Below are 26,322 nucleotides of genomic sequence, written 5' to 3' on the forward strand. Positions count from 1 at the left end.
TGATTTAGATCAATAGAAACGCTGTTTTTCTGCCATTTTTGCTTTGAGTTTTTGTTGCTCTAGAATATTGTTATAGAGTTTATTCGCTTTATCTATACTAAGTTCTATTTTTTTATAGGGTAAATCTCGTTCATCCATTAATCGACTTTTTTCTGCGTTTGGATAACCATTCCATGAGGCAATAGTATTCCAGACAAAAGACATTTCAGTGCTCTTTTCTACGCCTTTGCCTTCACTATAAAGTAAGGCCAAATTATATTGAGCAAGGGCATAGTTTTGGTTGGCGGCATTTTTATACCAACGAGACGCTTTAAAATCATCTTGTTTTACTCCCGCGCCGTCGGAATACATAACGGCTAAGTTAAATTGTGCGCTCGCTAAACCTTTTTTAGCCGCTTTATGGGTTAATTCAAAAGCTTTTTTTATGTCTTGTTTAACGAACTTTCCTTCGGAGTAAAGTAAAGCCAACTCAAATTGCGCATCTGGATAATTTTGTCCGGCTGCAAGTTGGAGTAACTCGACTGCTTTCATACCATCTTTCGGCACAGAATAGCCGTTTTGATAAACCAAGGCCATTTGATACTGGGCTGGAGCATAGCCTTCGATAACTAACGGGCGAAATTGGGCAATAGCCGCTTTAAATTCACCACGATTTAATTCATAAATACCTTGCTCAAGATCATTACCCTGACTAAATGCAGAGAAACTAGCGAGTAAGAACATAGTTGGTAGTATTTTTTTTACGCTAAAGTGTGTTTTGAGAATTGCACTGGCTTTGGTGAGCATAATTTTCCTTGGTCGGCTTAATTGCTATAAATAAGTGTAGCTTAGAACTTATGTGAGTTACATTAAAGAACTGTTTCAAGCGGTAACTTTTTTCAGCTATTGTTATAATTTATTTTTTTCACCTCTGCGGAAGTCATTAATGAAGGGTTTATTGAGAGGGTTTAAACTTTCTTTAACTAGTTATATAAGTTTAGCCTTTATCTTTTTTTTATTTATCAGTGCTGGTACTTTAATAACGGTTAACTATTACCGTATGTCGGAGTCAGCTTTTGATGAGACCTTACAAAAGTTTGACCTAGCAATAAAACGTCAAACGCATAGCTTTCAAAAACACCTAACTCCTGCCGCTTTGCGATTACAGCAACACATCAGTAAGGATAAGTGGCACGACTTTTCAGCCTATATAAATGATACTGCGCTATTGGATGAATTGGCCAATTACCTTGCCATTGACCCATTAAGTAATGCGGTGCATTTCGGCTTTAAAAATGGTGATTTTGTTTCAGTAAAGCAATTACTTAATGAAGCAGATAGACAGCAATATAAAGCGCCGATAGCGGCAGTATTTGTTTTTGAAATACTAGAATACTCGCCTGATGGTCAGAGTAAGGTAATATTTAGTTTTCTAAATTCTCAATTAGACCTTATAGGCAGCCCCATTGTCAGCAATACATCATATAAAGTTTTTAGTAGACCTTGGTATCTTAAGGGGTTAAATTCCAAAGAAATATCGGTTGTTGCTCCCTATCAAGAATATGAACAGCAACACCGTATTATTAGCCTGGTACTGAGTGATACCGAAGTAGTCAGTGCCATTGATTTTAATGTGCAAGCAGTATCAGAGCTAATGCAACTTAGTCAGGTTACCGAAAACGATCTACAGATAATTCTTAATAGTGAAAATGAAGTATTAGCCTATCAATACTCAGGTGACTTTACTCTGATAACAATGGATGAGCCAGTTGCTAGCGCTAACAAGTATGATCATCAAAGCATTATTAATTTTGCTGATAATGATAAAAATCAACAAGGCTTAAATGAGTTTAGCTTTAATGGACAAGTCTGGGTGGCGAAAATAGCCCTGCTACATCCACAATTTCAAGCTAGTGCTAAGCTCCTTATAGCTACGCCTAAAGCTAAGGTGATTGCTGCGGTAAGGCAGTCGTTGTTTGACCATCTTGTTATATCAGCTGTGATTATCTTATGTTTTATTCCCATTACTTGGCTCTTTGCTCGCGTGATTGTTCGTCCAATCCATCGCTTAGTTAAAAGTACACATAGACTGGCAAGTTTACAATTTAATCAAGTTTCTTCAGGCGACTCTTTTATCGAAGAGCTAAATGAACTTGAGCAAGATATGTTAGCGGTAAGTAACTCTCTGCAAGATATTTTTTCCATCATTAATATGTTGGCAACAGAAAAAGACATAAAAACCTTGGCTAAAAATATCTGTAGCCAAGGATGCGAGATGTTAAAAGCTGATGCTGCTTTTATCTATCGTGCAGATAAAAAGCAACACTATATATGGGAAATATTTTTAGCCTGGGGTAATGGTACAGTGTTAGATCCTGAGCAGTTCACTTCGATTGACTCGGCGCAACAGACAGCTCAGCAAAGGGAAAATTTTTTACAAGGAGCAGGGCAAGCACAGTTTGCTAAATTAAATGAACAGCTTAAGGCTAGTTTTATTTATGAAAATATATATCAAAAAAGTGATGATGTTTATGTCTTATTTTTACCTCTGGTGGACCGTGACAAACAAGTCGATGGCTTCCTTGGCTTTACTTTCACTAGAACATTAACTGAATTTGAAAAAATGCAATATAAAGGGATTTGTACCGCCTTATCAAAATTTATATCGGTTGCCTTTGAAAGTAATGAATTGCTAGAAAACCAAGAGCGGTTGTTGAAGTCATTTATTCATTTAATTGCCGGTGCTATTGATACTAAGTCGCCTTATACCGGCGCGCATTGTCAACGTGTACCTACCTTAACTATGATGCTGGCTGAACAAGCAACTAAGTCAACACAGGTAAACTTAAAGAGCTTTAGCTTAACCGATGAACAATGGTATGAGTTAAAAACAGCAGCTTGGCTACATGACTGTGGCAAAGTAACTACTCCTGAAAATGTTGTTGATAAAGCCACCAAGCTAGAAACTATTTATAACCGCATTCATGAAGTTCGTATGCGTTTTGAAGTATTGCGACGAGATGCGCACATTCATTCATTAGAGCAAATTCTTGCGGGAAAAGATCGAGCAGTAGCAGACAAATACTTAGCTAATGAGATTTCCGCCTTAGAAGAAGACTTTGCCTTTATTGCCAGATGTAATTTAGGGGAAGAAATGATGTCTAGTGAAGCGATAACACGGATCAATCAAGTCGCTCAGCGCCAGTGGTTACGTTATTTTGATGACACACTGGGTCTATCTCAGGCTGAAAAAGAGCGTAAACCTGCATCGACAGAGCAATTACCTGTACGCGAGTTTTTACTCGAAGATAAACCCGAACATTGTATCGATCATATCGCTGGTCATCTTGAGCAAGAGTCTCATGCTAGCTTTACCATGGCGGTTCCTAAATATCGCTTTAATTTAGGTGAGTTAAATAACCTAGTGATAACACGAGGCACTATCAACACTGAAGAGCGCTATATTATTAATCATCATATAGTTCAAACTATTCAAATGCTTGAGAAATTACCTTTTCCTGATAATCTTAAGCGTGTTCCTGAAATTGCCAGTGCCCATCATGAACAGTTAAATGGCAAGGGTTATCCTAAAGGTTTAAAAGGGGATGAAATCTGTATAGAAAGCAGGATTTTGACTATTGCAGATATATTTGAAGCGTTAACCGCCAGTGATAGGCCTTATAAAGAGGCTAAGTCGTTAAGCCAGAGCATTGCTATTCTTGATAATATGCGCAAGGGCAAGCATATCGATAATGACTTATTTGAATTATTTTTAAGCTCGGGAGTTTATCTTGATTACGCGGAAAAATTCTTAACAGCAGAGCAAATTGATGAGGTGGACATTAGCCAATATCTATCAACATAACTGATGTTAGATATTGCTTAATGTAAAGTGGCTCAGTGCTCTGTTATTTAGCAGGATAAGCTAAGAACACTTCCCTTAAATTCGACTAATAGCCGAATAATTGCATAGTCGACTAGGTAACTAGTCGGCTAGCTGATTATTAGAGTAGGTAGTTACCTACCTTAGACTGACATCATTTCTTCAATCTGCTCAGCAAGGTCAAGCCACTCCATTTCATTATCTTCAATATCGCTTTTCAATAGCCCTTGTTTTTTCAGTAAATCGGTCAATTCAACTTTGCGATCTGCTTGGTAAATCTCACTGTCGCTTAATAAAGCTTCTACCTTAGTTAACTCTTCCTGCCATTGATGTATCTTTTTCTCTAACTTATCGGCTTCTTTACGCAGTGGCGCAGATTTTTTTCTTAGCTCTGCTTGTTGTTGGCGCAGTTGTTTTTTGTCTAAGCCTTTATCACTGTTTTGTTGCTCACTTTTAATCGACTTTACCGCTTGTTTCTTATCATCATTAAGCCATTGTTGATAATCATCAATATCACCACTAAAGTCACTAACCTGACCATTGGCAACCAGATAAAATTCATCAACACAGGATTCTAATAAAAACCTATCATGGGCAATTAATATAATAGCGCCTTCAAAGTCCTGCAACGCCATTACTAAGGCTTGACGCATTTCTAAATCGAGATGGTTGGTTGGCTCATCGAGTAGTAATAATTGTGGTTTTTCTAAAACGATTAATGCCAGTACTAAACGTGCTTTTTCACCGCCCGACATGTTGGTAACCGGTTCAAGCGGTTGGTCGCCGCTAAAGCCAAATTTACCTAAAAAAGTACGAGCTTGCGGCTCACCTAAGGCAGGCTTGGCACGCAAGATATGATCAACAGGACTCGATGCCACATGCAATTGCTCTAATTGGTGCTGAGAAAAATAGCCAATCTTTAGCTCTTGTGCGCAATATCGCTCGCCGTTAAGTAAAGCAATATCTCCGGCGAGAGATTTAATTAAGGTTGATTTACCCGCGCCATTTCGCCCTAATAAACCAATGCGACTGCCCGGCACTAACGTTAAACCTACATCATTTAAAATAGTGACTTGTTCACCATGATCCGATTTAGGGTAACCACACTGACTTTCTTTAAGTGATAATAGTGGGTAGGGCAAACTTTCCGGTTGTTCAAAGCTGAAAGTAAATTGACTATCAACATGAGCCGGCGCTAAATCAGGTAATTTCTCTAAGCGTTTTAATCGGCTTTGTGCTTGCTTGGCTTTACTGGCTTTGGCACGAAAACGATCAACAAAAGCGGTTAGATGGGCAGCCTCTTTTTGCTGCTTTTGATATTGTGCGTCTTGCTGCGCTAGATGTTCGCGGCGTTGACGTTCAAAAGAGGTGTAGTTGCCGCTGTATAATTTTGCCTGTTGGTGCTCAATATGTAAAATTTGACCAATAACCGTATCAAGAAAGTCTCTGTCATGTGAAATCAGTACTAGCGTACCAGTAAAACGCTTTAACCAGCGTTGTAGCCAAATAACAGCATCTAAATCTAAATGGTTGGTCGGTTCATCGAGTAATAATAAATCAGCACGAGATATTAGCGCTTGCGCTAAGTTTAAACGCATGCGCCAACCACCCGAGAAATCTTTTACCGGGTTAGCTAGTTGTGACTGTAAAAAACCTAAACCATGTAATAACTCACCAGCACGGGCAGGTAAGCTATAGCCGTTAATGGTATCAATTTGATTAATAATGGTGGCTTCAAGGTTACCGTTATCCATGATACGAGCTTGCTCTAAATCATGTTCTAACTGACGAAATTCTTTATCGCCATCCATAACGTAATCAAGAGCGCTTCGCTCTAAAGACGGCGTTTCCTGTCTTACTGTCGCTATATCCCAGCTTGTTGGCATGGATAAATCACCAGCATCTGGGGTTAAATCACCCAAGAGTGCGGCGAAAAGAGATGATTTACCACAGCCATTACTGCCTACTAAGCCAACCTTATGATTAGGGTGAATGGTAAAGCTAGATGATTTTATTAGGTTTTTAGCCCCTCTATCTAAGCTTAGGTCTGTGGCTATAATCAATGGTAATTCCTCGATAAAATGGCATAGCGTTGCTGGAAAAATACAAGCTAAAAAAATGCAGGTGCATTGTCGCTTTTCCTATGACCACTATTCAAGGTAAAATAGCGATAATTAACTATTTAGTTGTAGAAGAAGTAGGTAAAAATGAACAAAGCCCTAAAAAAGAGATTTATCGCTGGTGCAGTCTGTCCAAAATGTAAAGCTATGGATACCCTGGCACTGACCAAAGAAAATAACGTAGAAAAAGTGACCTGCGTTAGCTGTGGTGAACAAATGGTGCAAACGGAAGCACAAGTTGAGAAAGTTGTGCGTGAACATGAACAAGTTATTGGTGTGTTTAAGCAGTAATTAGCTTAAGTGAAAGCAGTCAATACACGATAACGCAATGTAGTCTTCTTTGTTAGCTACATGTCTATAAGAGTATTGAGTTAATAAAGAGGTCACAGCATTAGATGTAACTTCTTTATTGATATTGCTTAGCTAATTAATTTTTAATGGTAGCTTTATATTCTGAATTAAATTAGGTGTGCCAGTAATGGTGGCACTTAATAAGTCAGTGGTGGGATTGACTTGTGCACCAGCATAATAAGTAATGGATACTTTTGCTTCCTGGTCTATACAACCAGCGGTGTAATCTAGTGGCACCGTGATAACCTCATCATCCTCTGTCACTTCAATGTAAGTTGACGTATTCGCTTCGGAACACGTTGAGTCCATCATTACTGATATCCCTCCTGCGCTATGAGTACTGATTATCTTAAAAGTAAAATTTTGATCTTGCGATACACTTAATGTTTGCGGTTTTTCTATCGTAATTGGCGCTGGAAACTTAATGTCAAAGCTATCTTCAACAATGCCTTGGCGTTTAAACTCTACTCGCCAAGTATTATTATCTTGAATTTCAGCTAACGTCCGATTATCAATGCCACCGAAGTTACAGCACTCTAGGTCTGAAGAGTAGGCTATTGTAGTATTTGTTCCTTTTATTACATGGTCTGCAGGGCTAATAAGGTTAAGTTGGTCATTATCTGATAACGATAGTCTTCCGGAACCTAGTAGCATAATATTTCCTATTATATTATGGGTGCTAGGATCATCTCCATAAGCTGGGTATATAATATAGCTTAGTGTTTCGAAACCATAAACAAAATCGCTGCTCGATGTCGTCTCACTTTTTTCTGAAGAGCAACCAGATAAAGAAATAACGATAAGTAATATAAGAAAGTGTTTCATTTTCATCAGCGTTCTTTTTAAAAGCCAATCTAATCAATGTATTTAAATTGGCAATATGCAAACTATAGGTTTAACTTTAATAAGTCAGTAATGCCATAACGGTAATATACCTCGCTATGAGGGGAATGCTTACTGGTAAGAAAGGAATAAGTATCAAAATAGGTGCTGGTGTAATCGCCATTTCTTGCTTCTCTATCAGTAGTGGTTAAGCTTTAATTCTTGTCGGTGTGAGTGGGGTCAGATCAACGTTAAGTACTCATTAAAGTTGATCTGACCCCGATTGAATTTATTAAATAAATTATTAAATTTGATCCTAATTATAAAATTAAATTGTTCTGCTATTTACCTACTAATTTATTTTTAATGGTAGATCAAAGAATTGTACAAAAAATGGTATTCCTCTTAGTGGGGCATTTAATAAGTCAGTTGTGTTATTCGCTTTGGCTTCGAAAATAAATCGAATATTTATGCTTGCTTCATGATCGCTACAGCCATCAGTGTTGCTTAGTGGTATTGAAAGGTTATGAGTACCTGCTTCAAAGCTAACGGTATCGAACCTTACTTGATCATTATCAAAGCACTTTGAATAAATAGTCCCGTCAACTGAACCAGCACTATTACTATCACTCCAAGTTAAGGTAAAATCCTGATCAGACAGTACGAATAATTTGTGCATGTCTGTTATTGCTACTGGAGCCGGATAAGCAATTGAAAAGCTATCTTCAATAATTCCATGGCGTTTAAACACTACTTTCCAAATATTGTCGTCTAATAATTTTTTGACCTTGTCGAAATTGATATTATTTTCGGGTAAGTTAATAGTAAATGAGCAACATGCTAAATGTGATCCCCCTAAAGTGGTCTCATTATAATTTTCTCCGTGAGCTATAGTGCCGTAGGGTGATATAAGTGATATTTGGTCTGTTGAGGCTAAGAATAGATCACCACCCGATTCTTTTTGTAGCAAAGTCTGAGCAACAGAGTGTGTGTCTATATGTGTAAAATAACCCTCGGCAGGTGTTAAATATTCATGTGATAAAGCGATAGTTAAGGTACTAATATCATAAATAAAACTACTACTTGATTCTGTATTGGTTTTATCTGAACGACAACTAGATAAAACCAATACAGTAATAAAAATCATCATATATTTCATATTTACTCCTCGATACAAGCGTTATAGCTTCAAAACGTTAGTTAATGTGTCTGAAAAAAGCACATACTTATGCTCTTGATGTCCGCCAGAAAAGCGATTTTCAGCAAAGGTATATTTATCAAAACTGCCATCTTTCCCAGCAAAGGCTGAGTCTGTGGTAACAAAAACATGTCTTCCTTGCATCTTATTATCTTGTTTTATTGCCTTTTTTATGTGGTATGACATATTTTTAGCTGCTATTAACTGCTTGCTAATATCAAAATATGTCATGGCATAGCTACCATTGCGTCCCTCTTTTGCTGTGGTATTTAAACGAGAACGCCTGTTTCCTGAAAGACGCCATTTAACATCAACTTTTAAATTATGCCTAGAGCCAGCACCAAAATACACCTGAGGAATAGGTTTTGAAACTTCTGTGCCATATGAAACCGCAGTGCTTCGGGTTGGATTAAAGAAAATCGCTAAATCTTTAAAACGTTGTCGTAAGGCTATGTTTTGTGGGCTACCTTCATCCAACTGCTTGAAAGTGTAAGAATAAAAAATATCATTAATAGACTTTAAGCGGCGGCGCTCGTTTCTACATTGGCTTCTTCTACTGCTATGGCGGTAAAGCTTACATCTTATTTTTCTTGCTTGATTCTCTAATTCATCAGCAAAGCTCCTGACATCTTTTGGTACATGCACACCATAAAAAGGTGCGTCAATGGCAACAAAGTCACTAACATTATGCACTTTACCGGTGTTTTCCATATACATGATGGCTAGTTTACCAACAATGCCGCCCATGGAGTGACCAACAACCCTAACTTCAGCGCTTGTTTTGGCAAGCTTTTCTAACAAGGTCGCTAATGCCCAAGCGTTAGATTCTATGCCAGAATCTTGCTTGGCATAACGAAAGAGTACTAAGTCATAACCCGCATTATAGATATGTCTATAAGTATTGAGTTGTTTGCTATATTCTATAAAATCATCGAATTGATCTTTTTCATTAGCAACTTGGTTCATGGTAAAACCTTCGTTAAAATCACTACCATACCCCTGCACAAAAACAATCGGCTTATTGAGCCTTTTATCTTTACCGTAACGCACGGAAACATAACCTGAAGTTGAACTTATTTGTCTTTGTCGCCATTCAACACAGCGAGATCCAGAAGCCCGTTCTGGGGCTATAAACTGTGTCTCTTTTGCTAAAAACTCAGCAGTAGACGTCACTTGGTGCGGTACAACCGCTGATATTTTATTGAATAAGGAAGTATCTTTACTATGTATTTGAGTTGAGGTTATTGGCAAAGGCTGTTCTGGATAAGCTTTTGGATTTTGGCCATCATATCTTACGCAGTAGCTTACAGTGCGTGTTGCTTGCGTGGTAAAGCTGGTATCAGGTGATTTTTTATAACCACTGGTTAAGTATTTTGGAGGCTGTGGTGTTGGTGGTCTTGTTGGTGGTCTTGGGCAAGACTCGGGAGAGTATTGTCTTTCGCTATTAGCCTTATCTGTCGTCGTTGAACCTTGGTTATAACTTGCTTGAATTGAATCACAGCCATAACGCTGCGTTGTTTCGTTATCAGTTAAATTAAGTTCGTATTTTAAAGGCGCTTCAAACTGTATAAAGTCAGTATTTTCGGCCACGGCGCTTACACTTGTTAACATGCTTGTTAATAGCAATAACTGAAGATTAAGCCCGTTTGTCTGTTTGTCCGTTTGCCTCATTGTTATGATATTCCTTATCGTTAATGAAATGGTATGGTTACATCTTATTAACAATAAGAAAAGGGTTTATTTTTAGTCAGAGGATCGCTTTAAAGGGAGTAACTAGAATTTATTAGGGATAATAAAATAAGAAATTAGTAAAGCCAATGGTGAAAAAGATGGGCAGCCTGCTTTCTCTAGTGGCGCGGCTTGAATAAAGCTGCACCTACATAAAACTGAGGGAATCGCAGTGGATTCATTCTTGTCTGAGTTTGTATGATACTAACGATTATTTAATAATGCGGTGGTGGTGGCTCAACGTCGTCTATATCATCTGATAAGCTACCAGCATCTTTAAGACGATTAGCGACTAATTGAATTTGATGTTTCAGCTCTGAGATTTCATGTTGATGGGCGGCTAGCTCTTCACTTAGCTGTTCAATTACATCATCTTGAAAAACGTTACGTGATTCTAAGGCGTCAACACGCTCTTCAAGCTGCTGAACATAGTTAGTTTTCGAGCTTTTAGCGCTAAGGGTTATTTCGGCATTGGCCATGATTCAACATATCCTGATGAACTTATCGTTAATAGATCGTTATTATCGCCAAATGCGACACTATACACAACAGCCCCGGTAGGTCTTTTTGCTTCTTTTGGTGTGACAAACCAATGTGCACGGCGTTTGCCTGTGGCAATATCCCAAACACTGACTTTTCTGCTCGCCGCGCCGGTGATCATGGTTTTGCCATCGGGTGAAAAACGCACAGTACTAAATACTTCATGGCGTTTTGTCCCTTGTAAGGTACTTATACGTTTACCTGTTTTTAAGTCCCATATATAAGCCGACTTCATACTGTCGGCACTAAAGGCGTAACGGGCCTGCGCATCTAATGCTACTTTTGATACGCGAGAGCTGTGATTAAATTGATAAACAACTTGTCCTGATTGAGTATCCCATACATAGGCAATGAAATCGTTACCCCCAGACATAGCCACACGACCGTTGGGCAGCATATCAACGCTATTAACTTTTTCTTTATGGCCAAGGAATTCTAAGCGTCTACCTGTATCAACGCTGACATGCACCACAGTACCGTTGCTTTTGCCAATAAGTAAGTAATCACCGCCATTACTTATGGCAATATCTCTAATGTTCGACTCACGTACTTGCCAGTAACCCTCTGACTTGCCATTTTTCAGGTTCCATAAGGCAAAGTTTTTTCTATTAGCGGTGAGAACATGACTAGAGTTGTCACTTATATCGATGGTGAGTACTAAATTATCACTGCTATTTTGCTCTTGTGCCCAGTTATAAATGCGTTCATTCTTGGTTAAATCCCAAACACTCAAACCATGGTGAATAGAAGAAATAACCGAGAATTTGGCATCTTTAGAAATATTGCCGGCATAGGAACCTTCAACAGACTGCTGCCAACGCTCTATTGGCGCTTGCGTTACAGGTTTGCAAGCCATGAGTGTCGTCAATAAGATGACTGGATAAATCCAATTACATTTTAACAAAATATTAATACTTTTTTATTTGCGCATTTATCGTTAGTATAAGTTCTTTTTTGAAATTGTTTAGTGTTATCTTTTTAATCGTGGCTTTAGTAAAGTCTTAATGGCGCTATAAAAGATAAATTAAACAATGAATAGCCGTAAATTGGGGGAATTCTCCAATTGTATTGTATAAATGGAGATATAAATGAAATTGTTCAAGCCTACCCTAATAGCCCTTGCGTTAGTTGCCGTTGTTGGTTGTAACGAAAAAGCGGTTGAAGAAGTCAAAGCACCGGTACTAGACACTGAAGTGCAAAAACAAGCTTATGGCTTAGGTGCTTCAATTGGTATGTACATGCAACGTAACTTAGAAGAGCATGACAAATTAGGTTTAACCTTAGATAAAGAGCTTATTGTACGCGGTTTTGTTGACAGCATTGACGGTAAAGCTGTTATCGAAAAAGAAGAAATCCAAGCTTTACTAATGAATCTTGATGCTAGCATGAAAGAAAAACAGCAAGCAGCAGCGATTGCCGCTTCTGAAGCTAGCCTAGCTGAAGGTGCTAAATTTCTTGCCGATAACGCTAAAAAAGAAGGTGTGATAGTAACTGAATCTGGTATTCAATATGAAGTGTTAACTGCTGGCGAAGGTGATACACCTGCGGCAACTGATACAGTAAAAGTGCATTACACAGGTACTTTCTTAAATGGTGAATCGTTTGATAGCTCATATGATGGCAAAGGTAAGCCGGTAGTATTCCCACTTAACCGTGTAATCAAAGGTTGGACTGAAGGCGTACAGTTAATGAATGTCGGTGCTAAGTACAAATTCACTATCCCTTCAGATTTAGCATACGGTCCTAACGGTAACCCACCAAGCATTCCGGGTAACTCAGTACTACAATTTGAAATTGAATTATTAGAAATTCAAAAAGATGAAGTAGCACCAAAAGCAGATGGTCACGACCACGCAGCTCACTAGTTAAAGTTTATGTGGGTTAAGTTTGTTTAGCTATTTACCTACTACTCGTTAAAAATATAAAGCCACCAGTAATTACTTACTGGTGGCTTTTTTTATTTCCTGAGTATCTTATGAAAGGCTATATTTAAAGCCAAATTTTGTAGTTTTTTTTATAAGTAAGGATTCAATTAGATTAAATGTTCAAGAACAAGGCGATTGATTGAGCAATCGTAATACCAAGTCCATTAAGTTAGTTCCCACTCAGAGCTTGTCAGCGGTTTGAGAATAAATAGAATTTTTTTGTATATAGTCGCTCTATATTAAAGGAATTCTGTGTGATTATCATATCGCTGAAAAGCTCCCAAAGGGCGAGTTTAAAAGGCTCATAGTCTTTGTTATTGATTTTGACAAGGGAATAAGCATTCTCTTCACTCAATGCCTTGCCTCTAAGCCTTTTAATTCTCGCTGAGTGGGAAGAAACTTATTGGAATTGGTATAAGCTATTGTGATTGAAAGCAACGATGTTATTGAGTTTTAAATGCCACTCAGGCCATTGAAAATGAGTGTGATTGGTATAAAATAGCCCAATGAAAAAACTCCTAATAATTGGCTATGTTTGGCCTGAACCTAACTCTTCCGCGGCAGGTAGCCGTATGATGCAGTTAATCCACTTTTTCCAAGGGCAAAGTTATCAGATTACCTTTGCCAGCCCAGCGCAACAAACTGAGCATATGGTTGATTTAAACGCCTTAAATATTACCATGGAAAATATCAATCTCAACTGCACCAGTTTTGATGAATTTATTGCTGACTTACAGCCAGATACAGTGATGTTTGATCGCTTTATGATGGAAGAGCAGTTTGGCTGGCGCGTCAGTGAGCATTGCCCTGATACCCTGCGAATTTTAGATACAGAAGATTTGTTTTGCTTACGTAATGGCCGTCATCAAGCCTATAAACAAAAACGTGATCTAACAGATGAAGACTTACTCACCAGTGATTTAGCTAAACGTGAAGTTGCATCGATATTCCGCTCTGATATCAGCTTAATGATCTCAAGTGTTGAAGTGGCTTTACTACAACGCTTATTTAAAGTTGATGCCAGCTTGATTCACTTTTGTCCCTTTATGTTGAGTGAGGCGCAGTTAACGCAAGATAATCCGAGTTATCAGCAGCGTGACGATTTTATGGCGATAGGTAATTTTCGCCATGCGCCTAATTGGGATGCGGTATTGTGGCTAAAACAGCAAATATGGCCACTTATTCGCAAACAATTGCCTGACGCTAAGCTAAATGTTTATGGCGCATATCCACCACCAAAAGCGACTGACTTACATGATGAAAAGTCAGGCTTTCTGGTTAAAGGTTGGGTTGACGATGCGGTACTTGCTATGCAAAGCGCTAAAGTCTGTTTAGCGCCATTACGTTTTGGTGCCGGCATTAAAGGCAAGTTAGCTGAAGCTATGTATTGTGCGACACCATCAGTTACCTCTGATATTGGTGCCGAAAGCATGCAAACCGAGCTAGCTTGGCCGGGGGCAATAGCCAATGAGCCACAAACAATAGCTGATGCCGCAGTAAAGCTTTATCAAGATGAACAAGTTTGGCAAGTTGCCAGTGATTTAGGTCAACAAAATAGCCAATTAATGTATCAACAAGAAAGAATTTTAGTGGCGTTAGCGGACTGTTTATTAAAGCTGGCCGATAATCTTGAACAGCACAGGCAACAAAATTTTATTGGTAGCATGCTCAATCACCATCACCATAAAAGTACTCAATATATGGCGCAATGGATTGATGTGAAAACTCAGTTGAAAGACTTAGTTGAAGGACCTGAGAAAGAGTAAAGGGTCTTATAAGCAGACAGGTATAAGAAAAAGGCGGTGATAAATCCTATTAGGGTTTAGCACCGCCTTTATACATTATTTTTGTAGGGAAATTTTATTCTGACGCCGTTTATCTACAACCATTACAGTTGCTTTAACATGGCGGCCTAAAGTCTTAATCGACAAAGATCTGCATTTCTTCACCAATTTGTTTGCGCATCTCCATTAATTTAACCGCTGAAGAATGTTGTTTCTTATCTGCTTCTGTTTTTGGTTGCCATTGCGGCACACTTTCCGATTGTCCATTTTGATCAACTGCGACCATGATAACAATACAGTGGGTAGTTAAACGACGGTTTAATGATTTAGGGTCGCAAGCATTAACTTCTAAAGCAATATGCATTGACGAATTACCGGTATAAATAACTTTCGCTTCTACTTCCACTAAACTGCCAACATGAATAGGAGCAATAAAACGTATACCACCCGCATAAGCGGTAACACAGTAACGTCCACTCCAGCCGGCAGCACATGCATAAGCGGCTAAATCTATCCATTTCATCACAGCACCACCATGCACCTTGCCACCAAAATTCACGTCTTGTGGTTCGGCTAAAAATCGTAAGGTAATGTCGCGTTGTGGTGTATTCATAAGTGTGCTCTTTATCGTTAATGGAGTTGTACAGGGTGGATCTGCAGCGGATAGCACAAAAATATAGTGTTCACTGTTAATTAGCAAATATTATCTTTACAGAATCAAATAAAGCAAATAGAATGAGAACCATTATCATTTGCGTTTAATTGTTTGGAAGGGTTATGGAAGTCTGGCAAATATTACTTTTAAAGGGTAACGATAGTTTTAATAAACAACAGCTACCACTAGCTGAAGACTATTATCACCAAGCGATAGAATGCTTAGAGCAGCAGTGGCAAGAAAATATTGAAGATAGTGAGCTATTAATGGCTTGGATCAGCGCTTTTCATAACTTAGCTGTTTTGTATGAAGAGCAGGACCAACCCAAAATGGCTTTTCGTTATTTACAAATACCCCATCAACGTATGGCTGAGTTATCTCAGCAAAGTCAATATAGCGAAGATTTACAGTCCATAGCCTTACTTTCAATGAAATTAACGTTAATGCCACTGTTAGCTTTTAGTAAAAAACACCCCGCATGCGATGACTGTTTATCTTCGCTTAATAAAATGGCAATGGCCGTGAATGCCAGCCAACCGGTAATGCACTAATTTACTGACTACTAAGGATAACGACATGAGAAGAACAGCTATTATATTTGCTCTGACGGCATTACTACTAAGTAATCCATTATTCGCCCATCCCGGACATGATCATAGCGCTCCAGGGGCTGGCTTAGTACATTTATTATGGTTAGTACCCGTTATTATCGCCGCAGTTGTTGTGGTCTTTAAAGAAATTACCGCCACTAAAGGCTAAGCCAAAATATAGGAAGAAGATGATGATGCTTTATAACCTTATCGCTAAGTTGGACAAGAAATTAAACTTTCCCGTGGTGATGGCACACTGCGATATACCTTGTAAAATCTACGATCCTATCAGTGCGCAAATTGCGGCATTAACTATGATCCGTATGGTCGATTTACTTAATGAATTAAAAGCTAAGCCATCACTAACGTTAGATGAGCAAGCGCAGTTTTTACGACTAGTAAACCAAAAAGAAAAGCATGGTTTAAAAGTAAAAGAAGAAATAAACATAATATGGGGTGATTACATTAAAGCGCCACAATTAAGCCAATACCCAGAGTTGCATGACTTGGTGCACGGCATTATGCTCGCCAGCTCACAAGCAAAACAGCATATTAGTAGAGATGCTGCGCTGACGTTGTTGCAGCAAGTAAATCGGTTTGCTGAAATATTTTGGGCTACCAAGAAAGTGACTACCTTTACTGCCGTTTGTCCATATCCACCAGCAGAAATACTGGTATACCCCAAACTCCAACCTTAACGGCTTTATTGATCTTATACCAGTTTCACTAAGTTTGTGATCTTGTTGTGCACAGAAAAAATAAACCAAAGCAAGGCGCTCGATTGACCAATAGCTGGCTATTGGAATTGAGAGCAACGCCGCCTTGGCGTATTTTACCCCGCACAAGTGGGCAATAATTTAGTGAAATTGGTATTAGGCATACTTTTTATTAGGAGGCACTATGTTTGGTTTTCATTTTTGCAAAGTTACTGGGGTGAGCATGTCACCTCGCATACCGGAAAACAGTTATGTTTTTGTCGTACCTTGGCTGAAAATATTTAGCTTAAAAGAAGGTAGCCTACTTAAGGTGTTGCACCCTCGCTATGGTCATATTGTTAAGTCATTAGCGAAAGTGGATAGAAACGGCTTATTTTGGCTTAAAGGTCATCATAAAAGTAGTGTGCCCATTGAAAAGTTAGGCCCAGTGGGAAAGTCACAAATACAAGGCAAGGTCTTGTGGGTATTCCCACCTAAATAGCTGATAGGCTTTTTAACATGTATAGCCAGCGAGTAAACTGTCGTGGCTATACATGGGCTAATAAAACAAGCTGTAGATAGGAAAAGCTAATATGTGTTTACAGCAAGCTTAGACCCTGTTTGAGTGACGCAGCTGCTTCTTTATAACCACTCTTGTCTAAATAACTACTAAAGCTGTTGATTAAACCTGGTACTTGCTTACTAGACAAACCTAGTTTTTCAAAAGCTGAATTGAGGTAATCCAAACTTTCGGATTTTTTACCTGCTTCACCGGCACTTGAAAATAATGAACTCAATGATGACTTCGATACTTTAGGCGCTTTATCTACATAACTTTGTGTATCTGGCACAGCTTTACTGATTAAGGCAAAGTTTTCCGGCGTTAAATTATCTCGGGCAACCTTAAGTAGTGAGCCAAAACTTGCTGATACCGTCTCTTCAGATAGATTTAACTGCTTGGCAGCATATTCGATCATAGCATTAGTTTGAAATGGTACTCCGGCATCTTTGGCTGCTGCTTTAAGTTGCTCAGCCGAAGATTTAGTGATGCTTCCTAAATCAATGGCCATGGCCGGAAGTGAGGTTAAGCCAGCTAAACTTGTTAAGGCAACTGAGGCAGAAAGGCAGATAATTGATAATTTCACGGTTAACTCCATGTTAATTTTTTGTAATGAGTTACTTTAACATGCTTGAGGAAGTTTATTGTTGGAATTATTTAAAGGCAGATAAAAAGCCATGCTTTAACAAAGGTGATGACTTTGCACAAATAAAAAAGCCTTTCTCAAAGAGAAAGGCTTGAAATGCTCGCATTTTGGTCTTGTTAAACAAGATTCTTATTATTAATTTTTTAGCTAATATTTTTTTATTATTTTTATTAATTCTTAGCTTTATTTATTTTTATTTTTGTTCTTATTATTGTTTTTCTGTAGCGCAGGCATTTTATACCAAAGCATTTTTGCCACCGCAACAACTTTAGTAGAGCATAAGCACCACGATTTTTTTCGTACTAAACTGGTCCGACAAGCCAGTACTGCTAAGCTATTGATTCAATATTCATTGGCAGAAATCAAGCGTAAATTAATACTTTTGAAAAAAAATTAAATAAATTGAACTTTTAGGTTGTTGACGTGTTTTAAGTTCGAATCTGTATAAGGTTATTTTTCAGCAGTGTTGATTTAGCGCATAGATCAAAAGCTAGGTCAGTGCTAAACTGCGCATCATAAAACACATTCGCGCTGTTGTGCTGCATAAGGCGGCTTCGCAAAGAATTAAGGCAGTCCTTGCAGTCAGTTATGGTTAAGTCCTTAACTACTTGCCAGGACAAAGCAAGACAATTAAGAGGAACTATTGGTGACAGAATTAAAAAATGATACCTATTTACGTGCGTTATTAAAGCAACCAGTAGACTACACACCGGTATGGATGATGCGTCAAGCTGGTCGTTATTTACCTGAGTATCGTGAAGTACGTAAAAATGCCGGCGACTTTATGTCGGTATGTAAAAATGCTGAATTAGCATGTGAGGTAACTATTCAACCGTTACGTCGCTTTCCATTAGATGCGGCTATTTTGTTTAGTGATATTTTAACTATCCCTGATGCTATGGGTTTAGGTCTGTACTTTGAAACCGGTGAAGGTCCTAAATTTACTAACCCAATTACCTGTAAAGCCGATGTCGATAAGATTGGCATTCCTGATCCTGAAGATGAATTAGGTTATGTAATGAATGCCGTGCGTACTATTCGCAAAGAGCTAAAGGGTGAAGTACCTTTAATTGGCTTCTCTGGTAGTCCATGGACTTTAGCTACTTACATGATTGAAGGTGGCAGCTCTAAAGCTTTCACTAAAATCAAAAAGATGATGTTTGCTGAGCCGCAAACCTTACATTTATTACTTGATAAGTTAGCTGACTCGGTTATTAGTTACCTAAATGCGCAAATTGCTGCGGGTGCGCAATCAGTGATGGTATTTGATACTTGGGGCGGCGTATTATCTCCACGTGATTACAATGAATTCTCACTACAATATATGGCGAAAATTGTTGATGGTTTAACTCGTCATAATGAAGGTCGTAAAGTGCCAGTAACCTTGTTTACGAAAAATGGTGGCATGTGGTTAGAGTCTATCGCAGCGACAGGCTGTGATGCAGTTGGCTTAGATTGGACCATTGATATTGAAAACGCCAAAGCGCGCGTTGGCGATAAAGTTGCTCTACAAGGCAATATGGACCCATCAATGTTATACGCACCCTTGCCACGTATTGAACAAGAAGTTTCAAAAATATTAGCAGGTTTTGGTGAAGGTGGTACGGGTCATGTATTTAACTTAGGTCACGGCATTCACCCTGATGTGAACCCAGATCATGCTGGCCACTTCATTGAATCAGTACATCGTTTAAGTAAGCCTTACCATAAGTAAGCCTTAGCTTATTATAAAGAGTGAAAAACAATAAAGCCGTTGTTAACTTATCCCCTAGATAAGCTAACCACGGCTTTTTTATTGGCAATTTTTAATTAGCTTTTTGCCAAGCCCTTTAGCTACTCCGAAATACCCTCTATCACTCTGTGCTGTTTTCAGGCATAGCTAGTTGCTGACCCACGATTTTTATAATTGATATTGGTTTACATACTCTGTTACATTCTTTAAAAACAATCATCCTAAATTAAAATCCTTATTAATAATCAATGAGTTAATTTATTGTTGTCAGTTGTTAACCGCATCTCATGCCATCAATTGGATAAAATAACGGCAGACTGTTCTTGTGTTGTAGTGTGCTGGTGGTGTATAACACTAATATCTTTTTGGTATTATTCAAGGAAACGGGCATGACACCTCAATGGGATCCAGATAAACCGATATACCTGCAACTGTATCAGCAAGTCATTACGCGCATATTAGATGGCTATATCAAGGAAGGGGAAGCGTTACCTTCAGTAAGGAAAGTAGCGGCTGAGTATCAGCTTAATCCAATTACTATTTCAAAGGCGTATCAGATGTTACAGGATGAAGAAGTGGTAGAAAAGCAACGAGGTAAGGGCCTATTTGTTATGCCTGGCGCACAAGAATTGATGCTAGATAGAGAGCGTGATAGTTTTTTGTCGCACCAATGGCCTGAAATTCTAATGCAGATTTCACGACTAAAGCTGTCAGCAGAGCAGTTATTGTCAGTTAATGTGAATAACCCCGTGGAGGGCAAGATATGAGCTCACTCATTTCAATTTCAAATTTAAATAAATCTTATGGCAGTAAAAAAGTATTGTCAGGAGTTAATTTATCGCTAAATGCCGGACAAATTGTTGGCTTAGTTGGCCCTAACGGCGCAGGAAAAACTACTTGCTTACAAGCCATCTTAGGTTTGACCGACTTTGAAGGTGATATCAGTGTCTTAGGTCATCATCCGAGAAAAGACCGGGTAAACATGCTTAAAGATGTTGCTTATATTGCCGATGTCGCTATTTTACCAAAATGGTTAAAAGTGTCACAAGCGTTAAGTTATATGCAAGACATTCATCCAAACTTTGCCATTGAAAAAGCAAAAGAATTTTTAGCTAAAACCAATATTATCTTAACCGATAAAGTTAAAAATTTATCTAAAGGCATGGTGGCGCAATTGCACTTAGCACTTATTCTAGCCATTGATGCCAAGGTATTAATTTTAGATGAGCCAACCTTAGGTTTAGATATTTTGACGCGCCGTCAGTTCTATAGCCACTTGTTGGAAGATTTTTATACTGAAGATAAGTGCATTGTCATCACTACCCATCAAATTGAAGAAATTGAACATATCTTAACGGACGTTGCTTTTATTCAGCAGGGTAAGATCGTATTGGCACAAAGCACTGAGGATATAAAAGAGCGTTTTAATTTAGTTTCTGTTACCAATGAGCAACTGCCACAAGCTGATGAACTGCAGCCGTTATTTAAAAATAGCATGATGGGACTGACCACTATGTTATTTGATAATCAAGATAAACAAAAACTAGAGGGCTTAGGTAAAGTGAGTGTGCCTAGTTTGGCTGATATTTTTGTTGGCGTGATGAATAAGGAGACTTGCTAATGAATACTGCAATAATGAAAGCTTCAATTAAAAAAGAGTTATGGGAATTTAACGGTATGCTGAAGTGGATACCTATCACTTTGGCTGGTGTGTTCATTTTTATTCCAATATTAGCTGTAGTGCTTAATGGCATAAACATGCAGGACGTTTTACATGAGTTGTCGCAGATAGCGCAAGAACTTGAGCGATTAACGCAGATGCAGCAAACTGAGCGATTGGGGGAGATATTCTATGTTTCAGCCATTGCCCTGTTTAGCCCGTTTATCGCCATAGGCTTTATTGTGCAAGTCTATTATTTTGTTACCTGCTTATTTGATGAAAGACGCGACCAATCGGTGATGTTCTGGCGCTCATTACCTGTTTCAGATGAGATGACCATTGCCAGTAAATTAGTAACGGGTGCCGTTGTTATTCCTGTGATCTTTTTTAGCGCAGCGACATTCTTAATGCTACTGATGTTAGTACTTGCTGTTGTCACTTGTGTCATTTTATCTGTAGGTTTTGATATCTCTTTATGGGGTATGCTGGCTAGCGCAAATATTTTCAGTGGCGTAGGTTATATTTGGTTAACACTGCTGCCTATGGCAATTTGGTTATTACCTTTATATAGCTGGTTAATGTTAGCGTCTATTTACGCGAATAAAGCACCATTTTTATGGGCGGTGTTACCTATTGTCGCGCTATTAGTCATTGAAACTATCGTGGTGCATTATTTGAATATTTCGCAACCCTTCTTCGGCCATTTCTTAATGGACTATTTCTCCCTTACACCAGACAACCTTGCCGGTATGGCGGGAGAACAAGAGAAGTCACGTTCACTAGCATTAGAATTGTTGATAGCACAAATTGATTACCGCACAATATTGGTATCTGCGGGACTACTATTTGCAACTTACTGGTTTAGGGTCAATAAACAAGAAAGTTAAGCTGATTTTTACTTTAGTTAGGCTCGCTAATAAGCGAATCACCAACGATAAAAGCGATGTTTACTGAGTAAACATCGCTTTTTTATCATTAATTTTACCAATCTATAAGGTTTAGAGGTTATTGTTAATAAATAAGGCAATAAAAAAGGTACTTAACAAGTACCTTTTTTAGATGTTAGCTTTTATAAGAAATAGCTATTCTTCATCTATTTCATAAGCGCTAAAATCGGTAACACCTTTTGCTTCAAGTAATCGCCTGACGCTGGCAGGTAACTTTTCATTGTTATCTTTTGCTAAATCCTCATCGTCAGGTAAGGGCTGACCAGTAAAAGCATGTAAAAACGCTTCACATAACAATTCACTATTAGTAGCATGGCGAAGGTTATTTACTTGACGTCTAGTGCGTTCATCCGTCAATACTTTTAACACGCGCAAAGGAATAGAAACGGTAATTTTCTTTACTTGCTCGCTTTTTTTACCGTGTTCGGCATAGGGATTTATGTACTCTTCATTCCACTGAGCCATGGATATTCCTCTGTTTTGCTATATAAGATAATTAAATGTAATAAGGGTAGATTTTACCTGCTGAAAAAAACCAGTCAAGTAGAAGTTTAGATGTCTAAAATTACTTGACCCAATTAATCAAAGTGTTTAGAGTTATAGACGTCCAAACATCTAAACGTAAATTTTGCTATTTGTCGGTGCAATGACCGATAAAATAGGCAAATAATTAATGCGTTTGCGTGCTTACTTAATCAATTAATGGAGACAACTAAATGTCGATTGCTAAAACAAGTAATATCACTACTTCGGCAGTAAGAGCCGGTATAAATAGCGATCAGCACCATGGCGCTGTGGTTGCTCCTATCCATTTATCCAGTACCTATTCATTAAAAGGCTTTAACGATAAGCGTCAATTTGACTACTCTCGCACCGGTAACCCAACCCGAGCTACTTTTGCTGAAACCATTGCAAAACTAGAGCAAGGCAGTGTTGGCATAGTTACCAGTACCGGCATGGCAGCAGTGCATTTAATTTGTCAGCTTTTATCAACGGATGACACAGTTGTTATTCCACATGATTGTTATGGGGGTAGTTTTAGATTATTTACCCATTTAGCTAAACGTGGTCAGTTCAAACTCATTGTTGTTGATCAAAATGATCAACAAGCATTGGCTAATGCTTTAGCCCACAAACCCAAATTAGTTTTACTTGAAAGCCCAAGCAATCCGTTATTACGCCTGGTCGATATTGAAGAAGTAACCAAAGCGTGTCATGCAGCGGGTGCGTTAGTGGCAGTTGACAACACTTTTTTATCGCCAGCACTGCAACAACCGTTAACCTTGGGCGCTGATATTGTTTTTCACTCAACCACTAAATATATCAACGGTCATAGCGATGTTGTTGGTGGTGTATTAGTTACCAAAACTGCTGAGCTTGGTGAAAAACTTGCTTGGTGGGCAAACTGTATTGGTATTACCGGCAGTGCCTTTGATAGTTTCTTAGCATTACGCGGTTTAAAAACTTTACCCGTACGAATGAAGCAACACCAAGAAAACGCCCTACAAGTAGCTGACTTTTTAAAGAACCATGATGCTATTGATGCGGTATATTTCCCCGGTTTTCCTGAGCATCCAGGTCATGATATTGCCAAAAAGCAGCAAACTGGCTATGGCGCTATGTTAAGTTTTGAAGTTAAAGGTGGTGTTGAAGCGGTTAAAAAGCTATTCGAAAATCTTGAGTTGTTCACTTTAGCGCAATCATTAGGTGGCGTTGAAAGTTTAATTAGTCACCCATCAACCATGACCCATGCGGGTATGGAGATAGTCGATCAGTTAGCCGCGGGTATTACTCAGTCTTTAGTACGGATATCCGTCGGTATTGAGGATATTAATGATATACTGGCCGATTTAGCCCATGGTTTAGCGCAAAGCCAAAGGTAATTTATCACCCATTAACAAATAAACAATTGTGAAAATAAATTTGCAATTGAGTAGGCACAGAGATGACACCCGCAAGTATTACGAAAAATAACGTTAACGAAAAAAAAGCCGTGCTAAGCAAAGATATTGTCGAGCATGAATTTATCGCTGACTTTACCACGGAAAACAAACTAGCTAAGCATGCTATTCAAGTACACAAATTTGGTGGTAGTTCTTTAGCAACAGCCAAATGTATTAAACGTGTTGTTGAAATTATTCGTGAAAATTGTCAGTTAAACGATATTGTCGTGGTATCAGCTAATGGTAAAAATACCGATGGCTTATTTGCTATTTACTCTCTGGCCGAACAAGTAATCGCTACACCAGCTAAGCAAACTAGTGATCAGTTAAGCCAAGCTATCGCTGAGTTAGCTCAGCAGCAAGAACAGTTAATCACTGAATTATTAAATACCAACAACACCAAGCAATTATTACATCTGTTAAGTAAAGACATTGAGCAATTAACTCAACGGTTAGCGGGCGATATTGTGCAACATCACAATGATATTTTAGCCTTGGGTGAAGTATGGTCAGCAAGATTGCTATCCGCTTTACTTAATGAGCAAGTTTGTCCAAGTAATAGTATTGATGCGCGTGATTTTCTTGTTATCGATAATGAACAAAGCTGTGCGGTAGACTCCGCGATAAGTGCTGCGCAATTAAGACAAAGGCGTCAGTTTGGTAAGTTAGCAGTAATTACTGGTTATATCAGTAAAGATAGCCGCGGCAACAGCTGTACCTTAGGACGAAATGGCAGTGATTACTCGGCCACTATAATTGCAGCTTTAGTCGCTGCAAGTAATGTGACCTTATGGACAGATGTTGATGGTATTTATAGTGCCGATCCTCGTGTTGTGCCTAATGCTAGGAAATTACATCGCTTGCCTAACGGTGTTGCCAAAGAATTAGGCCGTTTAGGTAACCCGGTTTTACATGCCAAAACATTATTGCCACTGATTAATCCTTCAAGTGAACATCATACCCACTTACATGTAGCTAGTAGCTTTGATGCACAAGTCGTTGGTACTGAAATTGGTAAGTTTGGCCAAATAGCTAAACAAGAGTTATCAGTTACTTATTTGAATGATTTATTGTTGGTGCAATCCGTGAGTTTTATCGGCGAGGCTGCGGCTAAAGCCAAAGCAGAGTTTTCACCTATTTGTATAGATGATCAACAAGGCTTTATGGTCATCACCCAAGCACAACAAAAACCATTAAGTCAGTGGTTGGCAAGTCATGATGTTGATATCACTTTTAAGCCAGTGGCCATTATAGCCACTGTTGGCCATAAAGTAGCTGAACGTGGCGATATTAGAGCCCGTTTTAAACGCTCATTAAAAACAGCCAAACCATTAAACATAGTGGGCAGTGAGAATAACCATAGCGTTATTGCCATTTTACCAGAGCCTTGTTCCATTGAATTATTAAATACCGTTCATCACGACATGACCAAAGATGCTCGCCATATTGGCTTAGTGGTTGCTGGTATGGGTAACATAGGTGAACGCTTTTTAGAGTTATTACCCGCGCAACTTAATAAAGTATATGCCTTGGAAAACTTACATCTTGTTGGCTTGCTTTCCTCGAAAAAAGCCCTGATCAATAATGATGGTATTGATGTAAACTTAGCGACGTCATTATTTGCTCAAGATGCACAAAGTTATGATGGAGAACAGCTTATTTCTTGGTTGAGTCATCATCCATACGATGAATTAATTGTGGTAGATATCACCCCTAGTGAAGATTTTAGCTTATTGTATGAACAACTTTTTGCTTTAGGTATTCATGTTATCGGCGCTAATAAATGGGCCGCTTCAAGCAGTACCGAACATTATAATAACCTAGTCAATACTGCTGATAGTAATAACAGCTTATGGTTAGGCAATACTACTGTCGGTGCCGGCTTACCTATTAATTACGCCATTGATGACTTGCGTCAAAGTGGTGATAGCATCAGTGAATTATCCGGCATTTTTTCCGGTACGCTTTCTTGGTTATTTGAAACCTATGACGGCAGTTCAAAATTTTCAGAGCTGTTATTGAATGCTTTAGCCCAAGGTATTACTGAACCTGACCCTAGAGAAGATTTATCAGGCAGAGATGTACAGCGTAAGTTATTGATTTTAGCGCGAAAAGCAGGGTTTGAGTTGGATCTAGTAGACATTGACTGTCAAAACTTAGTACCAGAAGCATTACAATCATTATCAACCAGTGACTTTTTAGCCCGAGCGGATGAACTAGATGATTACTTTGCTACGGCATTAAGTGATGCCAATGATAAAGGTGCTTGTATCCGTTATGTCGCTCGTTTTCAGCATAACGAAAAAACAGGCTTAAGCGCTAAAGTTAGTTTGGAAGTATTGCCACAAAGTGATGCTTTTGCCAATTTAACGCCTTGTGATAATATTTTTCAAATCAATAGTCACTGGTATCAAGACAATCCTTTAATTATACGTGGTCCGGGGGCAGGGCGAGATGTCACTGCTGGTGGATTGCATTCAGATCTCGTTAAGATTTGTCAGCAACTTGCTCACAAAAAAAACCAGGTAAAAATAAAAGGTATAAACTAAGGCGTTACTAAGGCAT

Annotated in this window: 24 protein-coding genes; 14 read left to right on the forward strand and 10 right to left on the reverse strand. The window is 38.6% G+C overall.

Features of this window, described 5'->3' with window-relative positions:
- Positions 1-9: 9 nt before the first annotated feature.
- Positions 10-786 carry a tetratricopeptide repeat protein gene (locus tag HRT55_RS18965; RefSeq protein ID WP_291623754.1) on the reverse strand — a complete coding sequence of 259 codons (777 nt, stop codon included), beginning with the start codon at positions 784-786 and terminating at the stop codon, positions 10-12.
- 139 nt (positions 787-925) lie between these two features.
- Here HRT55_RS18965 and HRT55_RS18970 point away from each other — a divergent pair, with 139 nt between their 5' ends.
- On the forward strand, positions 926-3,844 hold the full coding sequence (locus tag HRT55_RS18970) for an HD domain-containing phosphohydrolase (RefSeq protein WP_291623759.1): 2,919 nt from the start codon (positions 926-928) through the stop codon (positions 3,842-3,844).
- A 161-nt stretch (positions 3,845-4,005) separates the two neighbouring features.
- Here the strand turns inward: HRT55_RS18970 and HRT55_RS18975 are convergent, their stop codons facing one another.
- Complete coding sequence (locus HRT55_RS18975; RefSeq protein ID WP_291623761.1) at positions 4,006-5,925, reverse strand: ATP-binding cassette domain-containing protein; 1,920 nt, start codon at positions 5,923-5,925, stop codon at positions 4,006-4,008.
- 144 nt (positions 5,926-6,069) lie between these two features.
- On the opposite strand from HRT55_RS18975, the gene HRT55_RS18980 reads away from it, so the two are divergent.
- On the forward strand, positions 6,070-6,273 hold the full coding sequence (locus HRT55_RS18980) for a YheV family putative zinc ribbon protein (RefSeq protein WP_291623763.1): 204 nt from the start codon (positions 6,070-6,072) through the stop codon (positions 6,271-6,273).
- 132 nt (positions 6,274-6,405) lie between these two features.
- On the opposite strand, the gene HRT55_RS18985 is transcribed toward HRT55_RS18980, so the two are convergent.
- From HRT55_RS18985 to HRT55_RS19005, 5 genes are all read right to left on the reverse strand, one after another.
- Positions 6,406-7,164 carry a hypothetical protein gene (locus HRT55_RS18985; RefSeq protein WP_291623764.1) on the reverse strand — a complete coding sequence of 253 codons (759 nt, stop codon included), beginning with the start codon at positions 7,162-7,164 and terminating at the stop codon, positions 6,406-6,408.
- A gap of 343 nt (positions 7,165-7,507) precedes the next feature.
- Positions 7,508-8,314, reverse strand: a complete 807-nt coding sequence (locus HRT55_RS18990) for a hypothetical protein (protein ID WP_291623765.1) — start codon at positions 8,312-8,314, stop codon at positions 7,508-7,510.
- A 21-nt stretch (positions 8,315-8,335) separates the two neighbouring features.
- Complete coding sequence (locus HRT55_RS18995) at positions 8,336-9,964, reverse strand: alpha/beta hydrolase (RefSeq protein ID WP_291623766.1); 1,629 nt, start codon at positions 9,962-9,964, stop codon at positions 8,336-8,338.
- Between the two features lie 332 nt (positions 9,965-10,296).
- The gene (locus HRT55_RS19000) at positions 10,297-10,560 is read right to left on the reverse strand and encodes a SlyX family protein (protein WP_291623767.1); all 264 of its coding nucleotides are present in this window, start codon (positions 10,558-10,560) and stop codon (positions 10,297-10,299) included.
- Positions 10,542-11,477 carry a PQQ-binding-like beta-propeller repeat protein gene (locus tag HRT55_RS19005; protein WP_291623769.1) on the reverse strand — a complete coding sequence of 312 codons (936 nt, stop codon included), beginning with the start codon at positions 11,475-11,477 and terminating at the stop codon, positions 10,542-10,544. The genes HRT55_RS19000 and HRT55_RS19005 overlap by 19 nt, the downstream gene beginning before the upstream one ends.
- Before the next feature lie 232 nt (positions 11,478-11,709).
- On the opposite strand from HRT55_RS19005, the gene HRT55_RS19010 reads away from it, so the two are divergent.
- Together HRT55_RS19010 and HRT55_RS19015 are read left to right on the forward strand one after the other, a co-directional pair.
- Entirely contained in the window at positions 11,710-12,486 is a 777-nt protein-coding gene (locus HRT55_RS19010) for an FKBP-type peptidyl-prolyl cis-trans isomerase (RefSeq protein WP_291610812.1), read from the forward strand.
- A gap of 566 nt (positions 12,487-13,052) precedes the next feature.
- A complete protein-coding gene (locus HRT55_RS19015; protein WP_291623770.1) occupies positions 13,053-14,312 on the forward strand; it encodes a glycosyltransferase in 1,260 nt (419 codons plus the stop codon).
- A 154-nt stretch (positions 14,313-14,466) separates the two neighbouring features.
- On the opposite strand, the gene HRT55_RS19020 is transcribed toward HRT55_RS19015, so the two are convergent.
- Positions 14,467-14,943 (reverse strand): acyl-CoA thioesterase, encoded by a 477-nt coding sequence (locus HRT55_RS19020; RefSeq protein ID WP_291623772.1) that lies wholly within the window; start codon positions 14,941-14,943, stop codon positions 14,467-14,469.
- Between the two features lie 164 nt (positions 14,944-15,107).
- On the opposite strand from HRT55_RS19020, the gene HRT55_RS19025 reads away from it, so the two are divergent.
- From HRT55_RS19025 to sodX, 4 genes are all read left to right on the forward strand, one after another.
- Positions 15,108-15,536, forward strand: a complete 429-nt coding sequence (locus HRT55_RS19025) for a hypothetical protein (RefSeq protein WP_291610818.1) — start codon at positions 15,108-15,110, stop codon at positions 15,534-15,536.
- A gap of 25 nt (positions 15,537-15,561) precedes the next feature.
- Positions 15,562-15,744 (forward strand): hypothetical protein, encoded by a 183-nt coding sequence (locus tag HRT55_RS19030; RefSeq protein WP_291623773.1) that lies wholly within the window; start codon positions 15,562-15,564, stop codon positions 15,742-15,744.
- Between the two features lie 25 nt (positions 15,745-15,769).
- Positions 15,770-16,273, forward strand: coding sequence for a superoxide dismutase, Ni (gene sodN / locus HRT55_RS19035; RefSeq protein WP_291623897.1), 504 nt, complete (start codon positions 15,770-15,772; stop codon positions 16,271-16,273).
- A 202-nt stretch (positions 16,274-16,475) separates the two neighbouring features.
- Entirely contained in the window at positions 16,476-16,772 is a 297-nt protein-coding gene (gene sodX / locus HRT55_RS19040) for a nickel-type superoxide dismutase maturation protease (protein ID WP_291623775.1), read from the forward strand.
- A 97-nt stretch (positions 16,773-16,869) separates the two neighbouring features.
- On the opposite strand, the gene HRT55_RS19045 is transcribed toward sodX, so the two are convergent.
- Entirely contained in the window at positions 16,870-17,415 is a 546-nt protein-coding gene (locus HRT55_RS19045) for a DUF2780 domain-containing protein (protein WP_291623777.1), read from the reverse strand.
- Between the two features lie 706 nt (positions 17,416-18,121).
- On the opposite strand from HRT55_RS19045, the gene hemE reads away from it, so the two are divergent.
- The 4 genes from hemE to HRT55_RS19065 all read left to right on the forward strand — a co-directional run bounded on the left by hemE (position 18,122) and on the right by HRT55_RS19065 (position 21,754).
- Positions 18,122-19,189: a uroporphyrinogen decarboxylase gene (gene hemE, locus HRT55_RS19050; RefSeq protein ID WP_291610826.1), complete on the forward strand. Its 1,068-nt coding sequence runs from the start codon at positions 18,122-18,124 to the stop codon at positions 19,187-19,189.
- A 407-nt stretch (positions 19,190-19,596) separates the two neighbouring features.
- Complete coding sequence (locus HRT55_RS19055) at positions 19,597-19,974, forward strand: GntR family transcriptional regulator (protein WP_291623779.1); 378 nt, start codon at positions 19,597-19,599, stop codon at positions 19,972-19,974.
- Entirely contained in the window at positions 19,971-20,828 is an 858-nt protein-coding gene (locus HRT55_RS19060; RefSeq protein ID WP_291623781.1) for an ABC transporter ATP-binding protein, read from the forward strand. The genes HRT55_RS19055 and HRT55_RS19060 overlap by 4 nt, the downstream gene beginning before the upstream one ends.
- Entirely contained in the window at positions 20,828-21,754 is a 927-nt protein-coding gene (locus HRT55_RS19065; protein WP_291623783.1) for an ABC transporter permease, read from the forward strand. Before HRT55_RS19060 ends, HRT55_RS19065 begins: the two co-directional genes overlap by 1 nt.
- A gap of 195 nt (positions 21,755-21,949) precedes the next feature.
- Here HRT55_RS19065 and metJ read toward each other — a convergent pair whose 3' ends face one another.
- Positions 21,950-22,279, reverse strand: a complete 330-nt coding sequence (gene metJ / locus HRT55_RS19070; protein WP_291623785.1) for a met regulon transcriptional regulator MetJ — start codon at positions 22,277-22,279, stop codon at positions 21,950-21,952.
- Positions 22,280-22,530: 251 nt separating this feature from the next.
- Here metJ and metB point away from each other — a divergent pair, with 251 nt between their 5' ends.
- Both metB and metL read left to right on the forward strand, forming a co-directional pair.
- Positions 22,531-23,697: a cystathionine gamma-synthase gene (gene metB / locus HRT55_RS19075; protein WP_291623787.1), complete on the forward strand. Its 1,167-nt coding sequence runs from the start codon at positions 22,531-22,533 to the stop codon at positions 23,695-23,697.
- 62 nt (positions 23,698-23,759) lie between these two features.
- Positions 23,760-26,306 (forward strand): bifunctional aspartate kinase/homoserine dehydrogenase II, encoded by a 2,547-nt coding sequence (gene metL, locus HRT55_RS19080; RefSeq protein WP_291623790.1) that lies wholly within the window; start codon positions 23,760-23,762, stop codon positions 26,304-26,306.
- Positions 26,307-26,322 lie beyond the last annotated feature (16 nt).

Source organism: Colwellia sp. (assembly GCF_013214175.1).
GTDB lineage: Bacteria > Pseudomonadota > Gammaproteobacteria > Enterobacterales > Alteromonadaceae > Colwellia.